Here is a 22330-nt window from a genome sequence, read left to right on the forward strand (position 1 = left end):
CCGATCAATCTAATGATCCAATACTGCAATGGCTTTATCCCGACACGCCAGCAAAAAAAGCGGCGGGAATATCAGTCGATCATCGGGAGTTGATCAGGCAGGTGCCTCGCTGAGAGGTTTGAAGCCGAACTAGGCTTTCTCGCGCAATTGAGTGCCTGAGAGCTGAAAGCGAGCGGCCACGAATGGTCGCCGGGTAATAAGGGGAACATTGATGGCATCGGATAAAAATACAACCAAGGCACCACCATGCGTTGTTGAGCTTGAGGCGAGCGCTTCAGGTTTTGGTGCAAATGCAGTTAGCCGGCGACACTTCCTTATGGGAGCGGCATCTCTGGCTTTGATCGCAAAATTGGGTTTTTCAAGTGATGCATTTGCCGCATCTGCACCAGCCCAGGGTGGTGCCGCCCGCTTCGCTATCAATGACGGTGCGCAAACCGACAGTCTGGATCCGGCAAGCTGGCAGAGCTCGTTCACACAGGTGGTTTTTGGTGGCACACTTTGTAACGCTTTAACAGAACTGGCTACTGACGGCTCGGCCGCTCCTGATATTGCCGAAAGCTATTCAAGCTCTGATGATCTCATAGTCTGGACATTCAAACTCCGCGATGGGCTGAAGTTCCACGACGGTCGCAATGTCACAGCAAATGATGTCGTTGAATCCTATCGTCATCACATGGGGCCATCCTCTGTTTCTGCCGCGAAGGCTCTCGTTGAAACTATCAGCGACGTAAAAGCAGACGGTGATAAAACGGTCATATTCACGCTTTCAGGCGGAAATGCAGACTTTCCTTATCTTGTTTCTGATTGTCATCTGGCAATCTTCCCAGCAAAAGATGGCGGAGGAATTGACTGGGAAAGCGGTGTAGCAACTGGCCCTTATATTATGGAGGACCTTCAACCGGGCATATCGGCCTCGATGAAGCGTAATCCCAACTATCATAAGCCGGGACAGCCTTACTTCGACACGATTGAGTTCCTCAATATTGTTGATGTTGCAGCTCGCACAAATGCGCTGCTGACTGGCGAAATCGATTATATGGTCGATGCCGATATAAAAACGCTATCGATGCTCGAAGGCAAGGACGGTATCAACATATCTAAAGTCAGTGGCCTTCGCCATTTCAGCTTTGATATGAATGTTTCTGATGCCCCGTTCGACAATCCTGATGTGCGCATGGCTATCAAATATGCCATTGATCGCGATGACATCGTCAATAAGGCATTTCTTGGAAATGCGAAGGTCGCAAATGACAACCCTCTGGCACAGCAAATTCCTTTTGCGATCAATCCAGAACCAATTCACAGTTATAACATCGATAAAGCCAAGGAGCATCTGGCGAAAGCGGGGCTTGATAGCCTCAAAGTAGAGCTTTCTGTCGCTGAAACGGCTTTCCCAAATGCGATCGAAGCGGCGTTATTGTTTAAAGAGCATGCGGCAAAGGCAGGCATCGAGATTGAAGTTATCCGTGAAGCGGATGACGGATACTGGGATAATGTCTGGCAGAAAAAGCCTTTTGTGGGCGTTGACTGGCTTGGAAAGCCGACATTGGATTCATTGTTCACGACGACCTATGCAAGCGATGCACCATGGAACGATACTGCCTGGAAAAATGCACGCTTTGATGAACTGCTCATCAAAGGACGCGCAGAAAAAGACAAGGCCAAGCGTCAGGAAATCTATTCCGAAATGCAGCAATTGCTGCATGACGATGGCGGCACCATCGTGATCGCTCACGCACTCTTCATCGATGCCATGTCCAACAAAATTGCGCATGGTGAGATTGGGAATCTGTTGCAATGCGATAACTTTCGCATGGCTGAAAGATGGTGGCGCGCAGACCTCGCTTGATCGCTCACCCTGATCACTGTTCCGACAATTCCATTGTCGGAACCTCGCGGAAGTTAGAGCTTTGCCCAAGAATTTCGTTCATAAACAGCTTCTCAATATGATTGTGACCCGTCTGGGGACGGGGCTCATCACATTGTTTGCCGTATCAATTATCATTTTTGCATCCATCGCAACTCTGCCGGGCGATTTTGCGAAGACGACTCTTGGCCGGTCTGCGACGCCGGAAACGGTTGCTGCGTTCCAGCAAGCGCTTGGTTTGGATAAATCAGCACCGGTGCGTTACGTTCACTGGATTACCGGGGCTCTTCAGGGTGATCTGGGGTTGTCGTTCTCGTCGGGGCGCGGGAAACCACGCACTGTATCCAGTATTATAGAGCCGCGTTTGAAGAATACACTGTTTCTTGCAGGTATAACGGCTCTTATCGCTATCCCAGTTGCGCTGGTACTTGGCATCGTGGCGGCAGTGCGGCGTAAAAGCTGGCTCGATCGTAATCTTAACGCGTTTACGCTTGCCAGCATTTCGTTTCCCGAGTTTTTTGTAGCTTATGTGTTGATGCTGCTCTTTGCAGTAAAGTTCCCCATTTTCTATTCGTTGGCACGAATTACACCAACTATGGGCACTTTGGAAGTTATTGAACGTCTCGCGCTACCAGTGCTGACACTGAGTTTTGGTGTTATTGCCCATATGATGCGCATGAGCCGTGCGGCGATAATCAATCTGATGTCGCACGCTTATATTGAAATGGCCAACCTCAAAGGGGCGTCGCCCTGGCGTGTCGTACTGCGCCATGCACTGCCCAATGCATGGGGGCCGATTGTCACCGTTATCGCCTTCAATCTTGCCTATCTGATTGTCGGTGTTGTGGTTGTCGAAGTTGTCTTTGTTTATCCGGGAATAGGGCAGGCAATGGTTGATGCTGTCCGAACACGCGATATCCCCGTTGTTCAGGCCTGCGCGCTCATTTTTGCCGCCACTTACATCATGCTCAATCTCGTTGCTGATGTAATTGCGATGGTCACTAACCCGAGATTGGCGCATCCAAAATGAGCAAGCCTTCTCTTCAAAAGAGTCCGTACCCATTGAACGTAACAGATAGCTTCTGGCTGCTAGCCAAACAAAATTTTGCACGATTGTTAAGAAGTGCATCGTTGAGCACACGGATCGCGATGCTGTTTATTCTTCTTGTCACAGTTACCGCCTTGTTCGCGCCTGTTATCGCCCCTTATGGTGAAGCGGAGATCGTATCTTCGCAGCCATTTGCGCCCTGGAGCATCGGTTTTCCACTCGGGACGGATCAGATTGGCCGCGATGTTCTTTCACGGATGATCTATGGTGCTCGTAATTCTGTTGGCATCGCTTTTCTGACAACGTCAATCGCCTTTGTCATTGGTGCGGGGCTGGGTATTCTAGCTTCGGTGTCACCGCGCTTTCTTGATTACGTATTATGCGCCTGTGCTGATACATTGATGGCAATTCCCCAACTCATTTTTGCGCTGATACTGCTGGTGCTTTTTGGTTCGTCCATTCCAAGCCTCATTCTCATCGTTGCAGCTTTGAACGCTACACAGATTTTTCGTCTGGCTCGCTCGGCTGCGCGCAACGTTGCTGTGATGGATTATATAGAAATGGCACGTTTGCGTGGTGAGCGGACATTCTGGATCGTCAGTCGCGAAGTTTTGCCAAACATTCTGCCGACGCTTGTCGCAGAATTCGGGCTACGCTTCTGCTTCGTCTTTCTCACAGTGTCAGCGCTTTCGTTTCTGGGGCTGGGTATCCAACCACCTTCTGCTGACTGGGGCACGATGGTGCGTGAAGGCGCAACTTTCATCAGTTACGGCAATATCACACCTCTGGTTCCAGCACTGGCCATCGCGCTTCTCACGATCAGTGTCAACTTCGTTGTCGACTGGTTCCTTGAGCTAAATAGTGAGGCGGATGATGCGCGCTGACAGAAAAGACGTACCGCTTCTTGATGTGAAAAATTTGAACATTGAAGTCACGTCAAATGGGCACACTATCCCCATCGTGCAGAATATCAGTCTCACGCTGAAAAGAGGCGAGGTACTCGGTATCATCGGCGAGTCCGGAGCCGGAAAATCCACCCTTGGTCTGGCGGCTATAGGCTTCCTGAAGCCGGGATTTCGCGTTTCATCTGGTAATGTCCTTTTCAGGGGAGAGGATCTCCTGAAGAAGAGTGATAAAGAGCGGCGAAGCCTGTGGGGCGCGCAGCTTTCTTATGTTGCACAAAGTGCGACGGCTGCTTTCAATCCTGCGCACAGGCTCATGCAGCAGACAATTGAGCCATCACTGATCCATGGGATGGCGCATGATAAAAATTCCGAGATTGAACGTGCCGAAGATCTTTTCGGGCAAATGCGATTGCCTGATCCGCAGCACTTCGGAGATCGCTATCCGCATCAGGCATCCGGCGGCCAGTTACAGCGGGCCATGACTGCAATGGCAATGATGTGCCGCCCGGATATCATCGTCTTCGACGAGCCGACGACAGCTCTTGATGTTACAACACAGGTTGAGGTTCTCGCATCCATTCGACGGCTTGTGGAGGAAAATGGTACCGCCGCTCTGTATATCTCCCATGATCTTGCCGTGGTCTCACAAATGGCGCACCGCATCATGGTCATGCGACATGGGCGTCTGATCGAGGAAGCGAACACCAGTCAGATCGTATCCCAACCCGAAGAGGCTTACACACGCTCTCTATGGTCAGTCCGTTCGCTGGAAAAGGCGGAGGAACCACCGGCGCCATCACAGCTCTCGGTCCAAAATGTCAGCGTACATTTTGGCGAGTTAAAAGTTCTGGATGACATAAAACTTGATCTCCCAATCGGACGAACGGTTGCTCTGGTTGGGGAATCAGGTTCCGGAAAGTCGACACTTGCGCGCACTATTACTGGATTGTTGAAACCATCTTCGGGCCAAATCAAACTGAACGACAAAGTGTTGGAGTCGGATTTTCGCAAACGCAGCCTTGAAGATCTGCGACGCGTACAGATGGTCTATCAGTCCGCGGATACAGCACTTAACCCCCGGCTGAAAGTCATAGATCTGATTGGGCGTCCGATGTCTTTCTATTTTGGCATTAAGGGGCGTGATCTTGAGAGGCGTGTTGCTGATATTCTTGACATGGTTGAGATGTCTCGTAAGTATTTGTTTGTCCGCCCGGGTGCTCTGTCAGGAGGACAGAAACAGCGCGTCGCCATTGCGCGTGCGATCGCCGCTGATCCTGATATTTTCATCTGCGATGAAATTACTTCTGCACTTGATCAGCTGGTTCAAGAGCAGCTTATCAAGCTGCTGCTCCGGCTTCAGAAAGAGCTGAACAAGACTTATCTTTTCATCAGTCATGACATCGCCACAGTCAATGCAGTGGCTGATTTTGTCGCGGTCATGCACCGGGGAAAGATTGTTCAGCGAGGTCCTCGAAGTGACGTTCTAAGCTCTCCGGGACATCCCTATACGCAAAGACTGCTGGAATCCGTTCCACAGATCGATCCCGGCTGGCTGGATCAACTTATTGCGCAGCGCAAGGATCAGGAATTTCAGTTTTCTGCATAAACACAAACAAGCAAAAAGGGTGAACAACATGCACGCAACATATGTAAAATGGCTTTCTCTATGCGCTGGAATTGTGCTGATGGGGGGCGTTGCCAATGCCGCTGAGGAACTGAAAATTGCGACAGAAGGCGCTTACCCTCCCTTCAACTTTATGGATGCTTCCGGAAAGCTTCAAGGACTTGATGTAGATGTAGCAAATGCCGTTTGTGCAAAGATGAACGTTAAATGCACGATCGTGGCACAGGATTGGGATGGTATTATTCCGGGTCTGCAAAGTGGCAAATATGATGCTATTGTTGCTTCCATGTCGATCACGCCTGAACGCGAAAAGGAAATTGCGTTCAGCGATAAATATTACAGCTCCAAGCTTTCCATTCTAACAAAGAGTGACAGCGGAATTTCCGATGCCAGTGATAAAAGTCTGACGGGCAAGGTAATCGGCGCCCAATCGTCCACCCCTCAAGCAGATCTTGCCGAAAAGCTCTATGGTCAACATGGTGCGAGCATAAAACTTTATCCATCGCAGGACGAAGCAGATATGGATCTGTCGAACGGGCGTATCGATGCGGTTATTGCAGATAAGTTCTATCTTGCATCATGGATCAAGGACACCGGCAAAGGCTGCTGCAAGATTGCTGGCGATCTGCAGGAGGGACAGACAGAAATTGCGGTTGGTTTGCGCAAGAATGATGCTGAACTGAAGCAGAAAATCAACAAGGCGCTTGGCGAGATTATGAAAGATGGAACATATAATAAGATTGTTTCAAAATACTTTGAATTCGAAATCTACTGAAGCATTATAGTTTAAGAGTGTCATCGCTCGCATGATAGGTATAGTACGTATCGTGCGAGCGGTAGCGTTTCGGGTAGATCCAACTTCTAAGTCCCATTAATTTGAGGGATTGGCGGTGTCATCGGGACAAAGCTCATATCTGGTCGGGAAATTGTTAGGTCATAGTCGGTCTCAGGTAACGCGGCGATATGCGTATCTGGCACCAGATCCGATCCGCGATGCTCCCGGCGTCGTGTCAAATATCATCAGTGGCAACTTAAGCCGAACAAAGACTGCTCGACGCATTCAGGGAGAAAATTTGCCACGTCCTAAAGGGATATGGTGAAAATGGCCCAGCTTCGCATCGCAAAATCTCGATGAAGAACCACTCCACCTTCGGCTTTGCTCCTAAACCTGTGCTATTTTCATCCATACCACGCTTCAAAACGAATTCCCAACAGACGCTAAGTCAGAAGAAGCTCCAGAAACGAATTAGCGTAGAGCTTCTCTGCCCTTGCACTTTGTAGACTGCCTACAGGCAAACTGGGTTAGGGAGGCCAGCTTTTTTGTTTGAGGCCTGTGCAAATGGCGGTTTGTTGATTTAGATCGTAACCCTTTGTAACTTTGTCTGGTCGTCCAGAAATGGATGCCCACGCAAACAATATGATGACCTGACGCCAAAGAGCGTTCTTTCCGGCGCGCCCCAACATGCGGAAAAATCTTGCTTTTCTTGCCACATGAACTCTGATGCCTTTCCGTTAAAAAGCCAGTTTGTTGCGGTTAGTTTAAATGCTACCAAGGTCTATTTTGGCTATTAACAAATTTGTTGGGTGTTGACATCTCAGTTTAAATATCCCAATCGGATTGCGTAATTTCTGTAATGCTGATGTCTTTTGAATATGCGGCAGATTTTGTTTTAGTATTTGCTGATATTTAAAAGATTACTTGTTTCGTGATTTTAATGCTCAACTGAATACCATGTGCTGACGAGGATTTTTCTCTGAATGCTATGAGTAGTGCCTCAGGGGATTGGGGCCTTTTGAGCAGGGGGCTTTGGAATGCAATTTGTCAGGAAGATGGTGCCGTTAGGCCTCATCTCTGCAGTATCACTATTGAATGCAAGTTTTGCGCAGTCAGAAGAAACTGCCGTTCAATCGATCCGTTTTGACGACTGGTATTATCGATGCGCTGAGGTCAAAGCTGCTGACGGCAAAACCGTTTCGCAGTGCGAGGTTGCACAGATTGCCCAGGTTAAACAGGGCGAAGAGAACGTCAACGTTCTCACGCTGGCCATTGCAAAGACAGCGCCCGAAGCTGGCAAAAAGCCTTCCGGCAATGAGCTGTTATTGACCGCTCTTGTGCCGCTGAATGTTGTGCTGCCAATTGGCCTTGGTTTGGCTGCTGACAGCAGAGATGTTGTTACGATCCCTTACCGCAATTGTAATCAAGCTGGATGCTGGGCACAGCAGAAGCTCGATCAAAAAATGCTGGCCGCTTTGCAAAAAGGGTCTGCAGGAGAAGCCCGTTTGCGCCTGATGAACGGGCAGAATATCAATCTGAAGTTTTCATTGAAAGGGCTCACCAAGGCTCTCGCAGAACTACAAAAACCAACTAAAGCCTGACGGATAAGATTATGATGTATTCTGTTCGTTTGGGCAGGCGTTGGCTTGCGCTCAGTGCTGCGCTGCTTGCTTCAACAACTTCTGGTTTTACCCAGCAGCCACCCAATGTGATACCAAATGCGGCAGCATCTCCTGCCGATGATTTCATGCGGCGTCAGGCCGAACAGGATTTGGAACAGCGACTGCGTGCTTTGGGTGATGCAACACCGCGTGAAGTCGCGCCAAATGCACCCGAGCAAGTAGGTCCGACGACGGACGCTGCAAAGGGACCATGCTTTGCAATCACCCGTGTCGAGGTGGAAGGCGTCACTCTGCTTTCAAGTCAAACACTTGCACCTCAGCTGGCTTCTTATCAGAACAAGTGCATCGGCCTTGCCGACATCAATGTTCTTTTGAAGGACATCACCAGTCTTTACATGGATGCAGGCTATATCACGTCGCGCGTGTATGTACCGGAGCAGGATATCGCAAAGACCAAGGTCTTGCGCCTTGTGGCAGCGGAAGGTTCGCTTTCAGACATTTATCTCAATGGAAAGCCTGCTGAATATCCAGGATTGATTGCAACAGCTTTTCCGGGTCTGAAGGGAAAACCTGTCAATATCCGCGATGTTGAACAAGGGCTTGATCAGGTCAATCGCCTGTCTTCTAACAATGCCAAGACCTCGATGTTGCCGGGCAAGGAGCCCGGGGCATCTATTCTCAATGTCGAGAATGAGCCGGGTCTGCCGTGGCATTTTTCCGTCGCGAACAACAATTTAGGCCAGAAATCGACGGGCTATTCGCGGTCTTCAGTTTCATTCCGCATGGATAATCTGGTCAATCTGAACGATCTCGTTTCGCTCAGTTACGAGCATAGCGGGCCGGATTATCCGTGGCCCAATGACGGTGTTGGACAGAGCAACAGCATTTCAGGCTCGATCAGTGTGCCTTATGGCTATTGGAGCTTCACGCTCAACGGTTCCTATTACAAATATCGCAGTTCCGTTCCCGGCCAATATTCGGACATCGACACGTCTGGAAAATCAAAACAACTGGGATTTAACGTTGATAGGGTCATCCTGCGAGATAAGGATTCGATCACGACGATCAATGCAGGTATCGCATATAAGGCTACCGACAATTTCCTGATGGGCAATCTGATCGAAGTTGGCAGTCGCGAATATTCAGTAGCCAATCTTGGCATCTCGCATTCCCGCCGGATGCTGGGCGGCTTATGGGTTTTCGATCTTGGTTACACGCAGGGACTTAGCGCGTTCGGTGCAACGAAACGCGGTGAACCGGGTGCTGGTGACGCCGAGCCAGAGTTTGCCAAATTCACAGGCACGATCAACGTCACCAAACCTTTCCAGTTAGCAAACCAGAACCTGCAATTCTCGACGCTGATCAACGGACAGTATTCGCCGGACAATCTATACGGGGCAGAGCAAATATCGCTTGGCGGCTATTCTAATGTGCGCGGCACCCGCGACAGCATTCTGTTCGGCAATAATGGCTTGTTCACCCGCAATGAGATTACGTGGCGTACTTTGCCGTGGAAAGATAGCGAGCTTCTGACAAAACGTCTGGGTGAGTTCCGGCCCTATGCGGCAATCGATTACGGACACGTGTTCGGTCAGGACCGTTTTGGCATCGAAGGTGGCGATGTTTCCGGCTGGACAGTCGGGGCGCGTCTGGCTGGCGGCAATATCGCCGCTGATATCGGCTATTCGCGCATCATCAAGAGCACGACCGAGACCAACGGCAAGGATTTGTTTTTCGTCAGCACATCGCTGCAATGGTGATGTGCAAGCAGGGGGTAATTATGTTTTCTAAACTGGGTTTGAAGGGACAGGGATTGATCAAGGCAGTCCTGATCATCGTTGCAGGTGTCTTTGTTTTGTCGGGTTGCGCCAGCCGTGACCCACGTCTTTTGGAAGCCTTGAAAGGCACTAGGGTTGCTGAAGTCAGGGTCGAAGCAACACCCGACGTCGGCACAGGCCTTCCAATGATTAATGGCAAAACGCCCGAACAACAGGTTGCCATCGTAACCACAGCATTGCGTCAAGTCGCATCCCGCGATCTCATGGGCTATCCGGGCGGTTCCACCCCGGCACGTCTCGTCATCACGCTACAGCAAGCCGATCTCGCGTCGGAACAGGGACGTGTGATCTTGAGTAGCGACAGCTGGATCAGGGGTACGGTTCGTCTGGAGGACATCAAGACGGGACGTTTGATCGCCCAAAATCCACGCATCGTGGGCCAGAACCGGGGCGTGAAGGGTGATGGTTTGGGCATCGTTGTCGCCATGGCCATAAATGCTGCAATGACAAAGAGCCAGGAACACCTGGCAGAAAAGCTCGCTGCGGATTTAACCGCCAACACGAAGAAGTGGCTGACTCCAAAATGAGTTTTCTCAAAGGGCTAATCAGGCCGTCGCCGGAGGGTGAGAGTATTTATGTTTGTGGGGACAAAACCATTATGAACAAGATGAATTTTGTAGCTGCCGTTGTCGGTATCAGCATTGCCCTCGCAGGTTGTGGCGGTCGTGAAGCAAAACCTATTGCAATAACCAATCCGACCGATAGCGCATTTGATTGTGCGGGGATTTCACGTGAGTTCGCTGCAAATGAGCGGCAGATAACGGTTACACTGAAAGAACGCAGTCAGGCGCAGGGCAAGAATATCGTTCTGGGAGCCGCAGGCGTACTCTTCCTTCCGGCACTGTTTTTCATGGACCCGAAGTCGCCTGAGAAGGTGGAGATCGATGCGCTGCGCAATCGCAACAAGGTTCTGGAAGATATTGCCCGCACCAAGAAGTGCCCAGCACCAAAGTCACAACTGACCGAAGTTTACAAAAAACTCGACAATCCCGGCAGCGGACAGTCTGTAAAATCCCGAGATTAAGGGCTTTTGCGGCTTACAGGCCGCATGATTTTCGATTCATATTTTAAGGCAGGATCGGCCATGAAGAATTTTGCATATCGTGATTATTTCTCGCGCGTATCCGGTTTCTCCAAGGGAACCAGGCGGACACACCGCTGGTTCGATCCGGCCACATTTGCTCGTAAAGGCGTTGCCAGTCTCCTAAGCGGGCTTCTGGTGTTCCAGCCTGTATTATTGCAAGCACAGCAGCTAACGCCTGATGTGAATGCGCCGATTGGCAATCAGCCGGGTATAGGTGCCGCACCCAATGGTGTTCCACTTGTTGATATCGTGACGCCCAACGGACAGGGGCTGTCTCATAATAAATATGGCGACTTCAATGTCGGCACACCTGGTTTGATCCTCAACAACCACAATGGCGAGCTGGGAACTTCCAAACTCGGTGGTGTGACACCGGGTAATGCCAATCTGAAGAACAGCGGGCCTGCGAGTGTTATTCTGAATGAAGTCACAAGCGGCAGCCGGAGTTCACTGCTTGGGCCGACAGAAGTCTTTGGTGGTCGGGCTGATGTCATTATCGCCAACCCGAATGGTATCACCTGTGATGGCTGCGGCTTTATCAATACGCCACGCGCCACGTTGACCACAGGTAAGCCGGATATTGACGGTACGGGACGGCTTTCCGGTTTTACCGTTCAAGGTGGTGATGTCACCTTTGGATCGAAAGGCGGCAATTTTGCTTCCGGCGATGGTGCAGTTGATCTGTTCGATATTGTGTCGCGACGCGTTCAGATTGACGGTCCGATCAATGGCAAAAACCTCCGGCTAACAGCTGGTCGACAAAAGTTCGACTACACCACGGGTGAAGCCACGGCTTTGAGCGGAACTGAGGATGCGGGCGAGTTCGCCATTGATGGCTCAGCCCTTGGCGCAATGCAGGCGGATCGCATCAAGATCGTTGTCACCGATAAAGGTGCTGGCGTGCGTATGCGCAATGATATGGCGGCCAATGCGGGCGAGCTGACGCTTACTGCGGATGGCAAAATATCGCTCGGTAATGCTTCTGGTCGTGACGGCGTTTCCGTACAATCGAAAAGCAGACAGGTCGAAGCAAAGAAGATCACCTCGAAGAAGAAGGTGGTCGTCAAGGCAGCCAAAGGCATCACAGTGGAAGCGGTTTCCGCCGACGAAGATGTCATTCTGGGGAATGGCGGTGGCTTGCTTTCTGTCGTAGGGAACGTTGCATCCCTTGGAAATATAGAGCTGACCTCGTCCGGTACGATTACGACTGGCAATGTTGCGGCTGGCAAGAACGTGAAGCTGCAGGCGGGACAGGGTATTGCGGCTGGTCAGGTGATAGCCGACGGTGCGGCGAACCTGACCACAACATCTGGTAATATCGCGCTCTCCGGCACTGCCAAAGCGGGCGGCGGCGCGCTGAATATCACTGCCACCTCGGGCGCGATCAGCGCTGCCTCTCTCGTCAGTTTCAACAATATGGCGCTGACCGCTGGAACCGACATTACGAGCGGTGACATTCTGTCAGGCGGTGACCTTGTTGCTTCCGCGCACTCTCTGAAAGCCGGTAACGTTGTCTCGGGCGTCGATTTTTCCGCAACGAACGCCGCTGCGAGTGGTGCGATCACCCTTGGAACGTCAGGCGATATGCGCCTTGAAACGACAGGCGGTGTTGATATTGCCTCGCTGCTTTCTGCCGGAAACCTGAATATTTCAGCGGCTTCGCTTGTAGCGCAAAACGTGACCAGCCACGGGACGGTTGCGATTTCTGGCGACACGAAAGTCTCGGGCCAGATTCTGGGGCGCGGTGACATTAGCGTCATGGGTACGAACATCAAGGCGGGTGCGATCATTTCCGGCGTTGATTTCGCTGCCAGCAAGTCGTCGAATGGAGCCATCGCCGTTGGCAACGGGGGCGATATTGCACTTACTGCTGCCGCCGGAACGATTGATGTTGCAACACTTTTGTCGGCAGGCAATCTTCTTGGCGATGCCGCCACATTCAAAGCCGCCAATGTCACCAGCTATGGTGCGGCCAATATTTCCGGTACAACGACGATCAGTGGCCAGCTTTTGGCTGGCTCAGACATCACTGTTAACGGCTCAGACATTTCTATCGGTGCTGCTGTTGCTGGTGTCGATCTCAATGCATTGCGCCAAGGCAATATCGTTCTGGGTAATGGCGCACACACGCTTAACCTCGTCGCAACAGCTGGTGATCTGAAAGCAGATCGATTGCTTTCTTCCGGAAACACAACTGCTTCTGCATCAGCAAATCTGTTCGCCAATATCCTCACGCATGGCGATTTGCATCTCACTGCAGGTGGCACTCTTACCCTTTCGGGTCAGTCGCTTTCCGGTGGCAATGCAACTCTCACAGCAGGTTCGATGAATATCGGAACGCTTGTTTCCGGTGTTGATTTTGTAGCAACTGAACAATCAGGCGGATCGCTCACATTAAAGTCTAACAATACTCAATCCGGCTACACGACATTAACGACGAATGGCACGATTGATGCCGGAACCTTGTTGTCCGCACAGGCTTTGACGGTCAATGCGGGCTCGTTCAATGCCACAAACGTCACCAGCAACACCACAGCCAATATCACGGGCGCGACAACGATCAGTGGCCAGCTTTTGGCGGGTTCTGATCTTTCCGTTACGGGGGCTGCAATCAACATCGCGACAGCTGTCGCTGGCATTGATCTGGTCGCTTTGGCCAAAGGAACAATAGCAACAAGCAATGTTGCAAGTGGCCTCAGCCTGATTGCTACGGCTGGTGATCTGATCGTCAATCGTCTTCTTTCTTCTGGCAACACAGTCGCCTCTGCCACTGGAAACTTATCCGCGAATGTCGTTTCGCGTGGCGATCTGAATCTGACAGCAGGGGGCGCAGTTACGCTTTCAGGCCAGTCTCTGGCAGGTGGCAATGCAACGATTAACGGAGCATCGCTGAATATTGGCGCACTTGTTTCTGGTGTTGATTTTGCTTCGACCGAGCAATCGGGCGGTTCGCTTATCCTCAAAACAGGAGTGGCAACCGTCGGTCAGATGACGCTTACGGCTGCCAGTGGTTCACTCACTGCCGATCAGCTGCTGAGTGGTGGCGACCTGAAGGCCAAAGCGCAACAGAATATCTCCTATAACAGCCTGCAAAGTTTTGCTTCTGCCGATCTGAATTCGGTTCTCGGGGCGATCAGCGTTGATAAGAATACGGTCGCAAAGGGCAATATCGCACTCACATTGCAAAGCCTTGATTTGAGCAATAATCGTTCCAGGCTTGCGACTGCCGGAAACCTTATCGTCAACGCGGCGTATGCCAATCTTTCGAACGCGACGCTCACTTTTGGCGGTATTGCTCTGAACCTCACAGGTTCTGCTGACGCATCAAATTCGAAAATCCGCGCGGTTACGACCGACGGCGGCAGCGGTAACATTGTAATCAATGCCCAGACAATATCGACGACGTCTGCGACAGCGCTCCTTGCTGCAAACGATCTGACGCTGACGCTGGCCTCCCTGACCAATCCGGGTCAGCTTGCCGCCAACAACAATCTGACCTTCAATATTGCAGGCAATTTCACCAATACGTCGTCCGGTCTTGTTTATGCCGGGCAGGATGGTCGCCTTTATGTTGCAGGCGATCTTCTCAACGATCAGGGTGCGATCCTTGTCGGACAGGATTTGACCATTGCCGCGAATGCAAATGGCGGACGCAATCAATCGATCACCAATGTCTCTGGTCTTATTAAGGCTGGGCGTGATGCCAATATTACAACGGCAAATTTGACCAATAAGCGCAGTTCGGTTCCGACCTGGTCGACAGTTGTTGTGAGCAATGACGATATTACAAAGTTTGAGCTCAACCCAGAGATTTGGGGTAAGCCGCTTGGACACATCTTCGTCAATTCAAATACCAATGCACCGCTCAATCTTTATCCCGGTGAAGATTATGCCGGGCTTGAGTGGATGGCGCAGCTTTACGGTGTCATCACCTTTGCCGATGGAACTTCCTATCGCACGCGCAGTCTGCAGTCCTACGAGGAAAATACGCCCTGGAAATGGGGCGACAGCCTCAAAAGCGTTCCGGCAATGCAGAACTGGCTGCTGTCGCGTTATCTGGGCGACGGAAAAGGCAACATTCTTCTGACACCTGATTTGCAGAGCAAATCGGTCATTATTGTCAACAAGAGCGATCCGTTTGCCTGGACGTTTACCTGGGATGAAGCGACGCAGATGCGTCAGTCGATTGAGGAACAGCGGTTTGATGGTGATCTGTCGCCAGAAGCGCTCATCCAGACAGGCCGCAATCTGAACATTGATGCGACGATCCTCAACAATGCGTATAGCTCGATTGAAGCGGGTGGAAATGCGAAACTAACGGGTTCGGTTCTGAACAATGAAGGTGTTGCACTCTATCGCACTGTGACTTCCAAGTGTGAGGCGACAGGTGGTTGTGAGGCTTACGATGCCAATGGCAATCGTGATGGTGTCAATGATCTCGACAAGGGTAATTCTCGGGTAACAGGCCAAACGATTGTTGGAGGCGCATTCGGTAACATCAAAGCGGCTGGCAATATGGATATCAGCGGCTTTGCGAGCGTCAACAACACCTCGACACCGGGGTCAATTGCTGGCGGCGCACAGTTATCTTCAGCACCAGTTACCAATGATCCGACTGCAGCCTTGAATGGTCTGACAGCAGCGGGTGCATTGTTCTCACCAAATCCTGCAATAGCAAATCTGTTGGCTGAAAAGGGTATTTCGATTTCCGGAAATAGCCTGCAAGCAGGCGGACTGCCATTATCACCAGCAGAAATTATTGCGGCTTTGGGTTCGAGCGCGCCCAAACCAGACTCTGGTGGTTTTGGTGGCACAATTCCCGGACAAGTCTTTCTCTATGAAACCCGTGCTGAGTTTCTCGACGTAAGCAAGTTCTACGGTTCGGGCTATTTCATCAATCGAATTGGTTATAACCCTGACCGTTCTATCCCGTTTATGGGGGATGCCTATTTCGAGAACCAGCTGGTCGATCAACAATTGCGTCAGCTTATCAATCAGGGGCTTGATAAGGGTTCGTTCATACCGGGAAGTGACGCCATTGAGCAGATGAAGGTTTTGCTTGATCGTGGTGCGGACTTCGCGAGTGCCAATGGTCTGACAATCGGCGAAAAACTTTCACCGGAACTTATCGCTAATCTGACCGAAACAATGGTCTGGTATGAGAAGAAGACGGTCAACGGCATCGAGGTTCTGGTTCCTACCGTCTACATCGCCAATGCCGATAAGGCGAACTTGACGGTTGCGGGCGCAATCATCGCTGGCGATACCGTCAACCTGAATGTCGGTGATGTCACTAACTCTGGCATCATCTCCGCAAAGACTGACCTCAAGCTTGATGCAGCCAACATCGTTGCGACGGGTGGCAGCTTTGCGGCTGGAAACAATGTGTCGCTTTCTGCATCGCAGAACCTGACAATTACTGCATCCGACATGCAGATCGGCGGCGAGACTTTCGTCAAATCCGGCAGTGGTGTGACGGCAGGTGGCAATGCCAGCCTTGCAGCTGGCAATGACCTCACCTTGCGTGGTGCAGAGGTCAAAGCAGGTAATGACGTCGATCTCACGGGACAAACTGTGACCCTCGACACGGCAAAAGCGACCAATAATGGTTCCGACAATGTCATCGGCACAAATGTCCAATCGGGCGGCGATACGACGATCACCGCCAAACAGGATGTGAATGTTATTGGTTCCAATGTTGCAGCTGGCGGCAATCTCGGCATTGAGGCTGAACAAGGTTCGGTCAATGTTGTCGCGGCGGGTGTTGATAAGAAAGTCAACGGCGTTGCTGGCACACGCATGTCGCAGACCGACTCCACCTTTGCGCAAACGTCAAACCTGTCGTCGGGAGGTGACACCTCAATCAAATCAGGCGACGATATTCTGATATCGGGTTCAAAGGTGAAGGCAGGCGGAGACGTCTCGCTAGAAGCCAAGGACGATATTAATATCACGGTGGCCCAACAGCGCACCGAAACAATCGGCTCGGAAGTCAAGCAGGGCTCCGAGACTCATATCGGTTCGGAAATCAGCGCAGGCGGTTCGGTCACCGTTGCAGCAGGGGATAAGACCGATGTCGACAATCCGCATGATCTCAACATTATCGGCTCGAAGATTGACGCCAAGGGCAAGGTTGATCTCAGCGCTACCGACAATGTCACCATCGCAGAAGCACGAGATACAGGCTATTCGCAGCTTGATACGAGTTCAAAGGGCATTTTCAGCAAGAAGGAAAGCCATAGTCGCACGGATACGGAGACCGCTGTTGGATCATCGATTAGTGGTGGTAGCGGTGTCGATATCAGCTCCGGCAAGGATACGGTCATTTCTGCCTCGAACATTCAGGCGGGAACGGCCGATAACAAGGCTGATCTGAATATCGATGCAGGTGGTGATCTGATCATAGCTTCAGGCAAGAACACCTCTGAAACTGATGCCTCCAAATCAAAATCAGGACTTCTGTCGAAGAAGAGCGACAAGGGACACACTTACGATGAAACGACGGTTGCATCCGAGCTTGGCGCGTCCGGCAATGTGAACCTCAATGCTGGCGACAATGTCGTGATCGCAGGCTCCAAGGTCACGGCTGGTGAAGATATTGGCATCGAAGGCGACAGCGTTTCGATCATCGGTGCGCAGGAACAGCATGACAGCGCATCATCTTCCAAAAAGTCGGGTCTAGGTGCAGGCTCCGGCGACGGCTTTTATTCGGTCTGGGGCAAGGAAGAAAAAAGCAGCAAGGAAAACATTGTTGCGAACGTTGGTTCTGAGCTTTCGGCAGGAAATGATGTTTCCATCAAAGCCCGTGAGAGCGATGTTAATATTGTCGGCAGCCAAGTCGAAGCGGGCAACGATATTGCGCTGGATGCGGCGCGCGACGTGAATATTCTGCCAGGTGCGGAAAGTTACGCATCTGAGGACAAGGAAAAGCGATCAGGCTTCGGTGTCCAGGTGAAGTCCAGCGAAGGCAGTGCTTCCATCGGAATCGGATTTGGTTCGTCGAAAGACGAAACAAAGCAGGGTGCTGAGACAAATGCTGTCTCAAGTCTTCAGGCTGGCAATAACGTCACCATCAATGCTGGTCGTGATGCCAATCTGCAAGCGGCCACGGTTGAAGCAGATAACGATGTAGTCATCACAGCGGAGCGCGACGTCAATCTTCTCGCCGCACAGGACAAGACCAATTATGAATATATGCATGAGGAACTGTTTGCGGGCATCACCGCGAGTGTTTCCACAGGTCTGGTCAGTTCGGCAAAAAGCATTGCTGATGCGGCGGGCAAGGTTGCCAATGTGTCAGACGGTTATTCCGCAGCCAATGCAGGCTTTGCAGGTCTGAAAGCCTATGATGCGATCAACAATCTCTCATCTATGGTGATGCCAGATGCCAACGGCAACTATGGCAATATTGCCTCCGCTTCAGTTGGCATCGGTTTTGAATATTCCAAGTCGAAGGAGAATGCTGAAAGCTCGATACCGGTTGTCACAGGTATTCGCGGCGGCAACAGTGTTTCCATAGAAGCTAAATCAGGCGACATCAACAGCCATGGCGCACAGATCGTGGCTGGCTACGACGAAAACGGTCTGCTGTCCGGCGGTGCAGGTGATATCAACCTGAAAGCGGGCAATGATATCAATCTGGAAAGTGCGCAGGCAACCAACAGTTCATCGTCGTCTAGCAAATCTGCTGGTGCAAGCGTTGGTTATTCTGTCGGTGTTGGTCTGGGTGGCGCGGCGGGTGGCTGGACCGGAAGTGCGAATGGCAGTTCGGGCAAGTCGAACAGCAATGGCACGACGCAGGTTAACACCCACGTCACCGGTACAGGCAACATCAATATTGAATCCGGTCGTGACACCAATCTGAAGGGTGCGGTTGTCGAAGGCGAGACGATCACCGCCAATGTCGGGCGTGATCTCAACATCATCTCTGTTCCTGATACGGGTGAAAGCTCCAACAGTTCGACTTCGTTCGGCATCAGCGGTTCTCTGACTGGTGGAGTGCCGAAGGTCACGGGTGTGTCGCCGGGTTATGGTACAGGATCAGGTGAAACCAACTGGATCGGCGAGCAGTCCGGTCTCGTATCGAAAGGCGAGATGGATGTTCGCGTCGAGGGCAACACGCATCTTGGCGCAGGCAAGATTGTTTCCGAAAGCGGTGATCTGAAGCTCGATACTGGTACGCTGACTCATGAGGATTTCTCCGGCTCGAAGAAATATGAAGGCTTCGACATTCAGGCCAATATTGACCTGACGCCTAAGGATGCAGACGGCAACAAACAGCAGCAGCCAGATCAGACGTCGCAGCCAAAGACCACCGCAGAAGGTACTTACCAACTTGATGATACGCGTCAGGAAGTGCGCGCCACCGTCGGGCCGGGTGAGATCATTATTCGCGACAAGGACAAGCAGGCCGAACTTGAAGCCAGCGGCCAGACCGAAGACGTCGCTGCGCTTAACCGCGATCCCGACAAGGCGTATGAGATCACCAAGGATAAGCATGTCGAGATCGAATACTATCTGTCGGAAACCAGCCTGAATGCCGTCGCATCGAGCATCGGAAAGGCAATGGAACCGGGCAGCTTCGTGGATCGCTATCTGCTCGGGAAAAACCTGACACCTGAAGAGCGTTCAAACATTCGCGAAGGACTGGACGCGATTAATAACGGTGGCAGCTTCGGTGGTTGTGGCGGACAGCGCCAAGGCTTTAACAGATACAATCCGTTAGGATGGATCGTGGCATCTGCTTATGCTTACGATCTTAGCTGCACTATCATCAAGGCTGACGGTACTCGTATCAAACTGGGTGTACAGACCTACGAAAACTGTAAAGACTCGATTCAAGCTTACCTCAATTCGCTTCCGTACGATGAGCGCATTACTCTTATCAGGTCTGTCGGAGCAGCGTCTGGTAGCGGTCTAATTGCTGCGAATTTTGAGGATATGACGTTAGCTGGTTGGTTCCTTGACGCTGTCTATAAACTCGACCAGTCCAGCTCTGGTCCAAATACTCAAGTCTACCTTCAGGCAAAGTCTGAAGCTCAACAAATGGTGATTAACCTAGGGCCTACTCTATATCAAATCTGGCACGACCCTTCGCTCAATACCGAGCAAAAATTTGCGGAGATGGCGGCAAACGGTATCGATGTCGGCCAACTAATGGCCTCAGCAATGCTGGGTGTTGCTGTCGGTGGACTAAAGCTTCCGACCAGAATCGACCAGAAAGCCGCTACTCATATCTTAGACGGGGAGAGTCCAACTTCGGGTGGACACCGTAGTGGGACAGGGAGCTCAGGCAAGTCCGAATTCCCATCAACTTGGAGTGATCAGAAAATCCTCAATTCCGTATCCAATATTGCTGCTGATCCGAACACGAAATGGTCTCGCCCGGACGCGCGTGGATATGTTACGACAACCGGGACTAGAGATGGTATAGAAATAAAAGTCGTTCTTGATAGTAGGAACAATCGTATTGTTACCGGATACCCGTTAAATACTCCAAGGAATCCTTGATGACCTCCGCAATTGTTGAGAAAAACCTAAAATTTATAGCAGGCGAATTAATAAACAAGGGCGAATATTACGAACCATTATATGATAACGAAATGCCTTATGAAGAGCAGATTATTTCGATTTTTGAGTATATTGATCATGGGGAGTATGGTGTTGCATATGAAAATTTGATCTGCCTTCTGGAGAGATCAAAGACTTGCGTTTCAGCAAAAGCAACTGTGAAAATAATAGAGGTTTCGTTACTTTTCGGTTTCAAGACAGAAAGGCTAGAAGATCGTATATTTGATCGCCGCTTGATCGGTTAGGCGACTTGGATGAACGTGCTGCTTTTGGCGATGGGGGATTTCGTGAAGGTAACGTATTGAATCCGGTCGTGACACCAATCTGAAGAGTGCGGTTGTCGAAGGCGAGAGCATCACGGCCAATGTCGGGCGTGATCTCAACATCATCTCTGTTCCTGATACGGGTGAAAGCTCCAACAAGTCGTCTTCGTTCGGCGTCAGCGGCTCATTGAGCGGAGGAACGCCGAAAGTTACCGGTGTGTCACCGGGCTTCGGAACTGGCTCCGGTGAAACCAACTGGATCGGCGAGCAGTCCGGTCTCGTATCGAAAGGCGAGATGGATGTTCGCGTCGAGGGCAACACGCATCTTGGCGCAGGCAAGATCGTTTCCGAAAGCGGCGATCTGAAGCTTGATACTGGTACGCTGACCCATGAAGACTTCTCTGGCTCGAAGAAATATGAAGGCTTCGACATTCAGGCTAATATCGACCTGACGCCGAAGGATGCAGACGGCAACAAGCAGCAGCAGCCGGATCAGACCTCTCAGCCAAAAAACTCAGCTGAAGGCACCTATCAGCTAGACGACACGCGTCAGGAAGTCCGTGCCACCGTCGGGCCGGGTGAGATCATCATCCGTGACAAGGACAAACAGGCGGAACTCGAAACCAGCGGCCAAACCGAAGACCTCGCCGCGCTCAACCGTGATCCTGACAAAGCCTATGAGATCACCAAGGATAAGCATGTCGAGATCGACTATTATCTGTCAGATACTTCAGTAAAGGCGGCGATTGAGGGTGGGGCCGGAGTTGCCAAAATTGTTGGTGGATTGCTAGACCGGATTAGTGAACCAGCACTAGCTTCCGCACTACGTAATGAAGATATCGATCCTGCCGAAGCTCTTCGGCAACTCCAGTCCGGCGCGTGTTTTGAACAACGCGGCGATGTATTTAATTTATGGGATTGGATTGTACCTTCTGCTTATGCCGCAGGATGTCAACTGGAGACCTTGTCGGGTAAGGTGATCACGATCCATGACCGTGATAGCTGTATAGAAGCGCTCGGAAAAGCACTTTACGCTCAGGCTATTGGAGTCTGGAGCAACCGGGATAGCCTCCGTGAGGGGCTTTGGGAAGGATTAAAGGATCAGGGGAACGAATTCGTCGATCTCGTTTCCGACCCTTACGGCTTGGCCAAGTCCATAGGCAATGTCGCTTTGGAAATTGTTGCCGACCCCGTCGCAGCTGGCTTCAAATATGGATATGATGCTGCCGACAGCATCTATGAAAAGTCGCTGCTCTACACTCAAGCCTTAGCCAACGAAAACTACGAAGCAGCTGGCAGACACTTGGCAAGTTTGACAATCGATCTAGCCATGAAGGCTGCGGGCGGCGTCGGTGCGGGTTATACCGCCGTCAAATCTGCAGACAAAATCGCTGCGCTTAAGAATATTGAGAGGATTGAGAAGGCCGCCCCGATAAAAATATCCACAGCCATACAGCCTGTGGTGGGAGACCCGAAATTACAAAATTTGATGGATAATATTTATAAGGGAACACGCAATCCCAATAGGGTCGGCGATGGAACGCTTGCAGATGCGGTGAGGTATGAGCGAGCTACTGGAGGAACTGTCGGTGGACGAACTCATACTATCAAAGCTGAGGAAACTATAGTGGGCTTGCAGAATTGGTTGGATAGAAATCCTCATGCTCTTCAGGTGGACAGGCAAGAGGCGATAACCCAAATTCAAAGTCTAAAAAATGCACTTGGGAAATGAGT

At 51.1% G+C, this 22330-nt stretch carries 12 protein-coding genes and 1 pseudogene; all 13 read left to right on the forward strand.

The window, feature by feature from the left end; all coding sequences use genetic code 11:
• Nucleotides 1-211 precede the first annotated feature (211 nt).
• The 13 genes and pseudogenes from CEV33_RS23255 to CEV33_RS24310 all read left to right on the forward strand — a co-directional run bounded on the left by CEV33_RS23255 (nt 212) and on the right by CEV33_RS24310 (nt 22328).
• Nucleotides 212-1849 (forward strand): ABC transporter substrate-binding protein, encoded by a 1638-nt coding sequence (locus CEV33_RS23255; RefSeq protein WP_094542713.1) that lies wholly within the window; start codon nt 212-214, stop codon nt 1847-1849.
• A 97-nt stretch (nt 1850-1946) separates the two neighbouring features.
• Nucleotides 1947-2897, forward strand: a complete 951-nt coding sequence (locus CEV33_RS23260; RefSeq protein WP_094542769.1) for an ABC transporter permease — start codon at nt 1947-1949, stop codon at nt 2895-2897.
• A 101-nt stretch (nt 2898-2998) separates the two neighbouring features.
• Nucleotides 2999-3799 (forward strand): ABC transporter permease, encoded by an 801-nt coding sequence (locus tag CEV33_RS23265; RefSeq protein ID WP_328588609.1) that lies wholly within the window; start codon nt 2999-3001, stop codon nt 3797-3799.
• A complete protein-coding gene (locus CEV33_RS23270) occupies nt 3789-5426 on the forward strand; it encodes an ABC transporter ATP-binding protein (protein ID WP_328588610.1) in 1638 nt (545 codons plus the stop codon). The genes CEV33_RS23265 and CEV33_RS23270 overlap by 11 nt, the downstream gene beginning before the upstream one ends.
• A 28-nt stretch (nt 5427-5454) precedes the next feature.
• Nucleotides 5455-6219 (forward strand): transporter substrate-binding domain-containing protein, encoded by a 765-nt coding sequence (locus tag CEV33_RS23275; RefSeq protein ID WP_094542716.1) that lies wholly within the window; start codon nt 5455-5457, stop codon nt 6217-6219.
• Nucleotides 6220-7256: 1037 nt separating this feature from the next.
• Nucleotides 7257-7820 (forward strand): invasion associated locus B family protein, encoded by a 564-nt coding sequence (locus tag CEV33_RS23280; RefSeq protein ID WP_235818517.1) that lies wholly within the window; start codon nt 7257-7259, stop codon nt 7818-7820.
• A gap of 11 nt (nt 7821-7831) precedes the next feature.
• Complete coding sequence (locus CEV33_RS23285) at nt 7832-9601, forward strand: ShlB/FhaC/HecB family hemolysin secretion/activation protein (protein WP_374817636.1); 1770 nt, start codon at nt 7832-7834, stop codon at nt 9599-9601.
• A 20-nt stretch (nt 9602-9621) separates the two neighbouring features.
• Nucleotides 9622-10206, forward strand: a complete 585-nt coding sequence (locus tag CEV33_RS23290) for a hypothetical protein (protein ID WP_094542719.1) — start codon at nt 9622-9624, stop codon at nt 10204-10206.
• A gap of 71 nt (nt 10207-10277) precedes the next feature.
• On the forward strand, nt 10278-10703 hold the full coding sequence (locus CEV33_RS23295; protein WP_094542720.1) for a hypothetical protein: 426 nt from the start codon (nt 10278-10280) through the stop codon (nt 10701-10703).
• 60 nt (nt 10704-10763) lie between these two features.
• The gene (locus CEV33_RS24305; protein WP_141211624.1) at nt 10764-20273 is read left to right on the forward strand and encodes a hemagglutinin repeat-containing protein; all 9510 of its coding nucleotides are present in this window, start codon (nt 10764-10766) and stop codon (nt 20271-20273) included.
• Complete coding sequence (locus CEV33_RS23305; protein ID WP_094542722.1) at nt 20273-20578, forward strand: hypothetical protein; 306 nt, start codon at nt 20273-20275, stop codon at nt 20576-20578. Before CEV33_RS24305 ends, CEV33_RS23305 begins: the two co-directional genes overlap by 1 nt.
• Nucleotides 20579-20633: 55 nt before the next feature.
• A pseudogene (locus tag CEV33_RS24630) lies at nt 20634-20750 on the forward strand (hemagglutinin repeat-containing protein); the annotation flags it as partial.
• Nucleotides 20751-20813: 63 nt separating this feature from the next.
• A complete protein-coding gene (locus CEV33_RS24310) occupies nt 20814-22328 on the forward strand; it encodes a hypothetical protein (protein ID WP_235818518.1) in 1515 nt (504 codons plus the stop codon).
• Nucleotides 22329-22330 lie beyond the last annotated feature (2 nt).

Source organism: Brucella grignonensis (genome assembly GCF_002252505.1).
GTDB classification, from domain to species: Bacteria; Pseudomonadota; Alphaproteobacteria; order Rhizobiales; family Rhizobiaceae; genus Brucella; species Brucella grignonensis.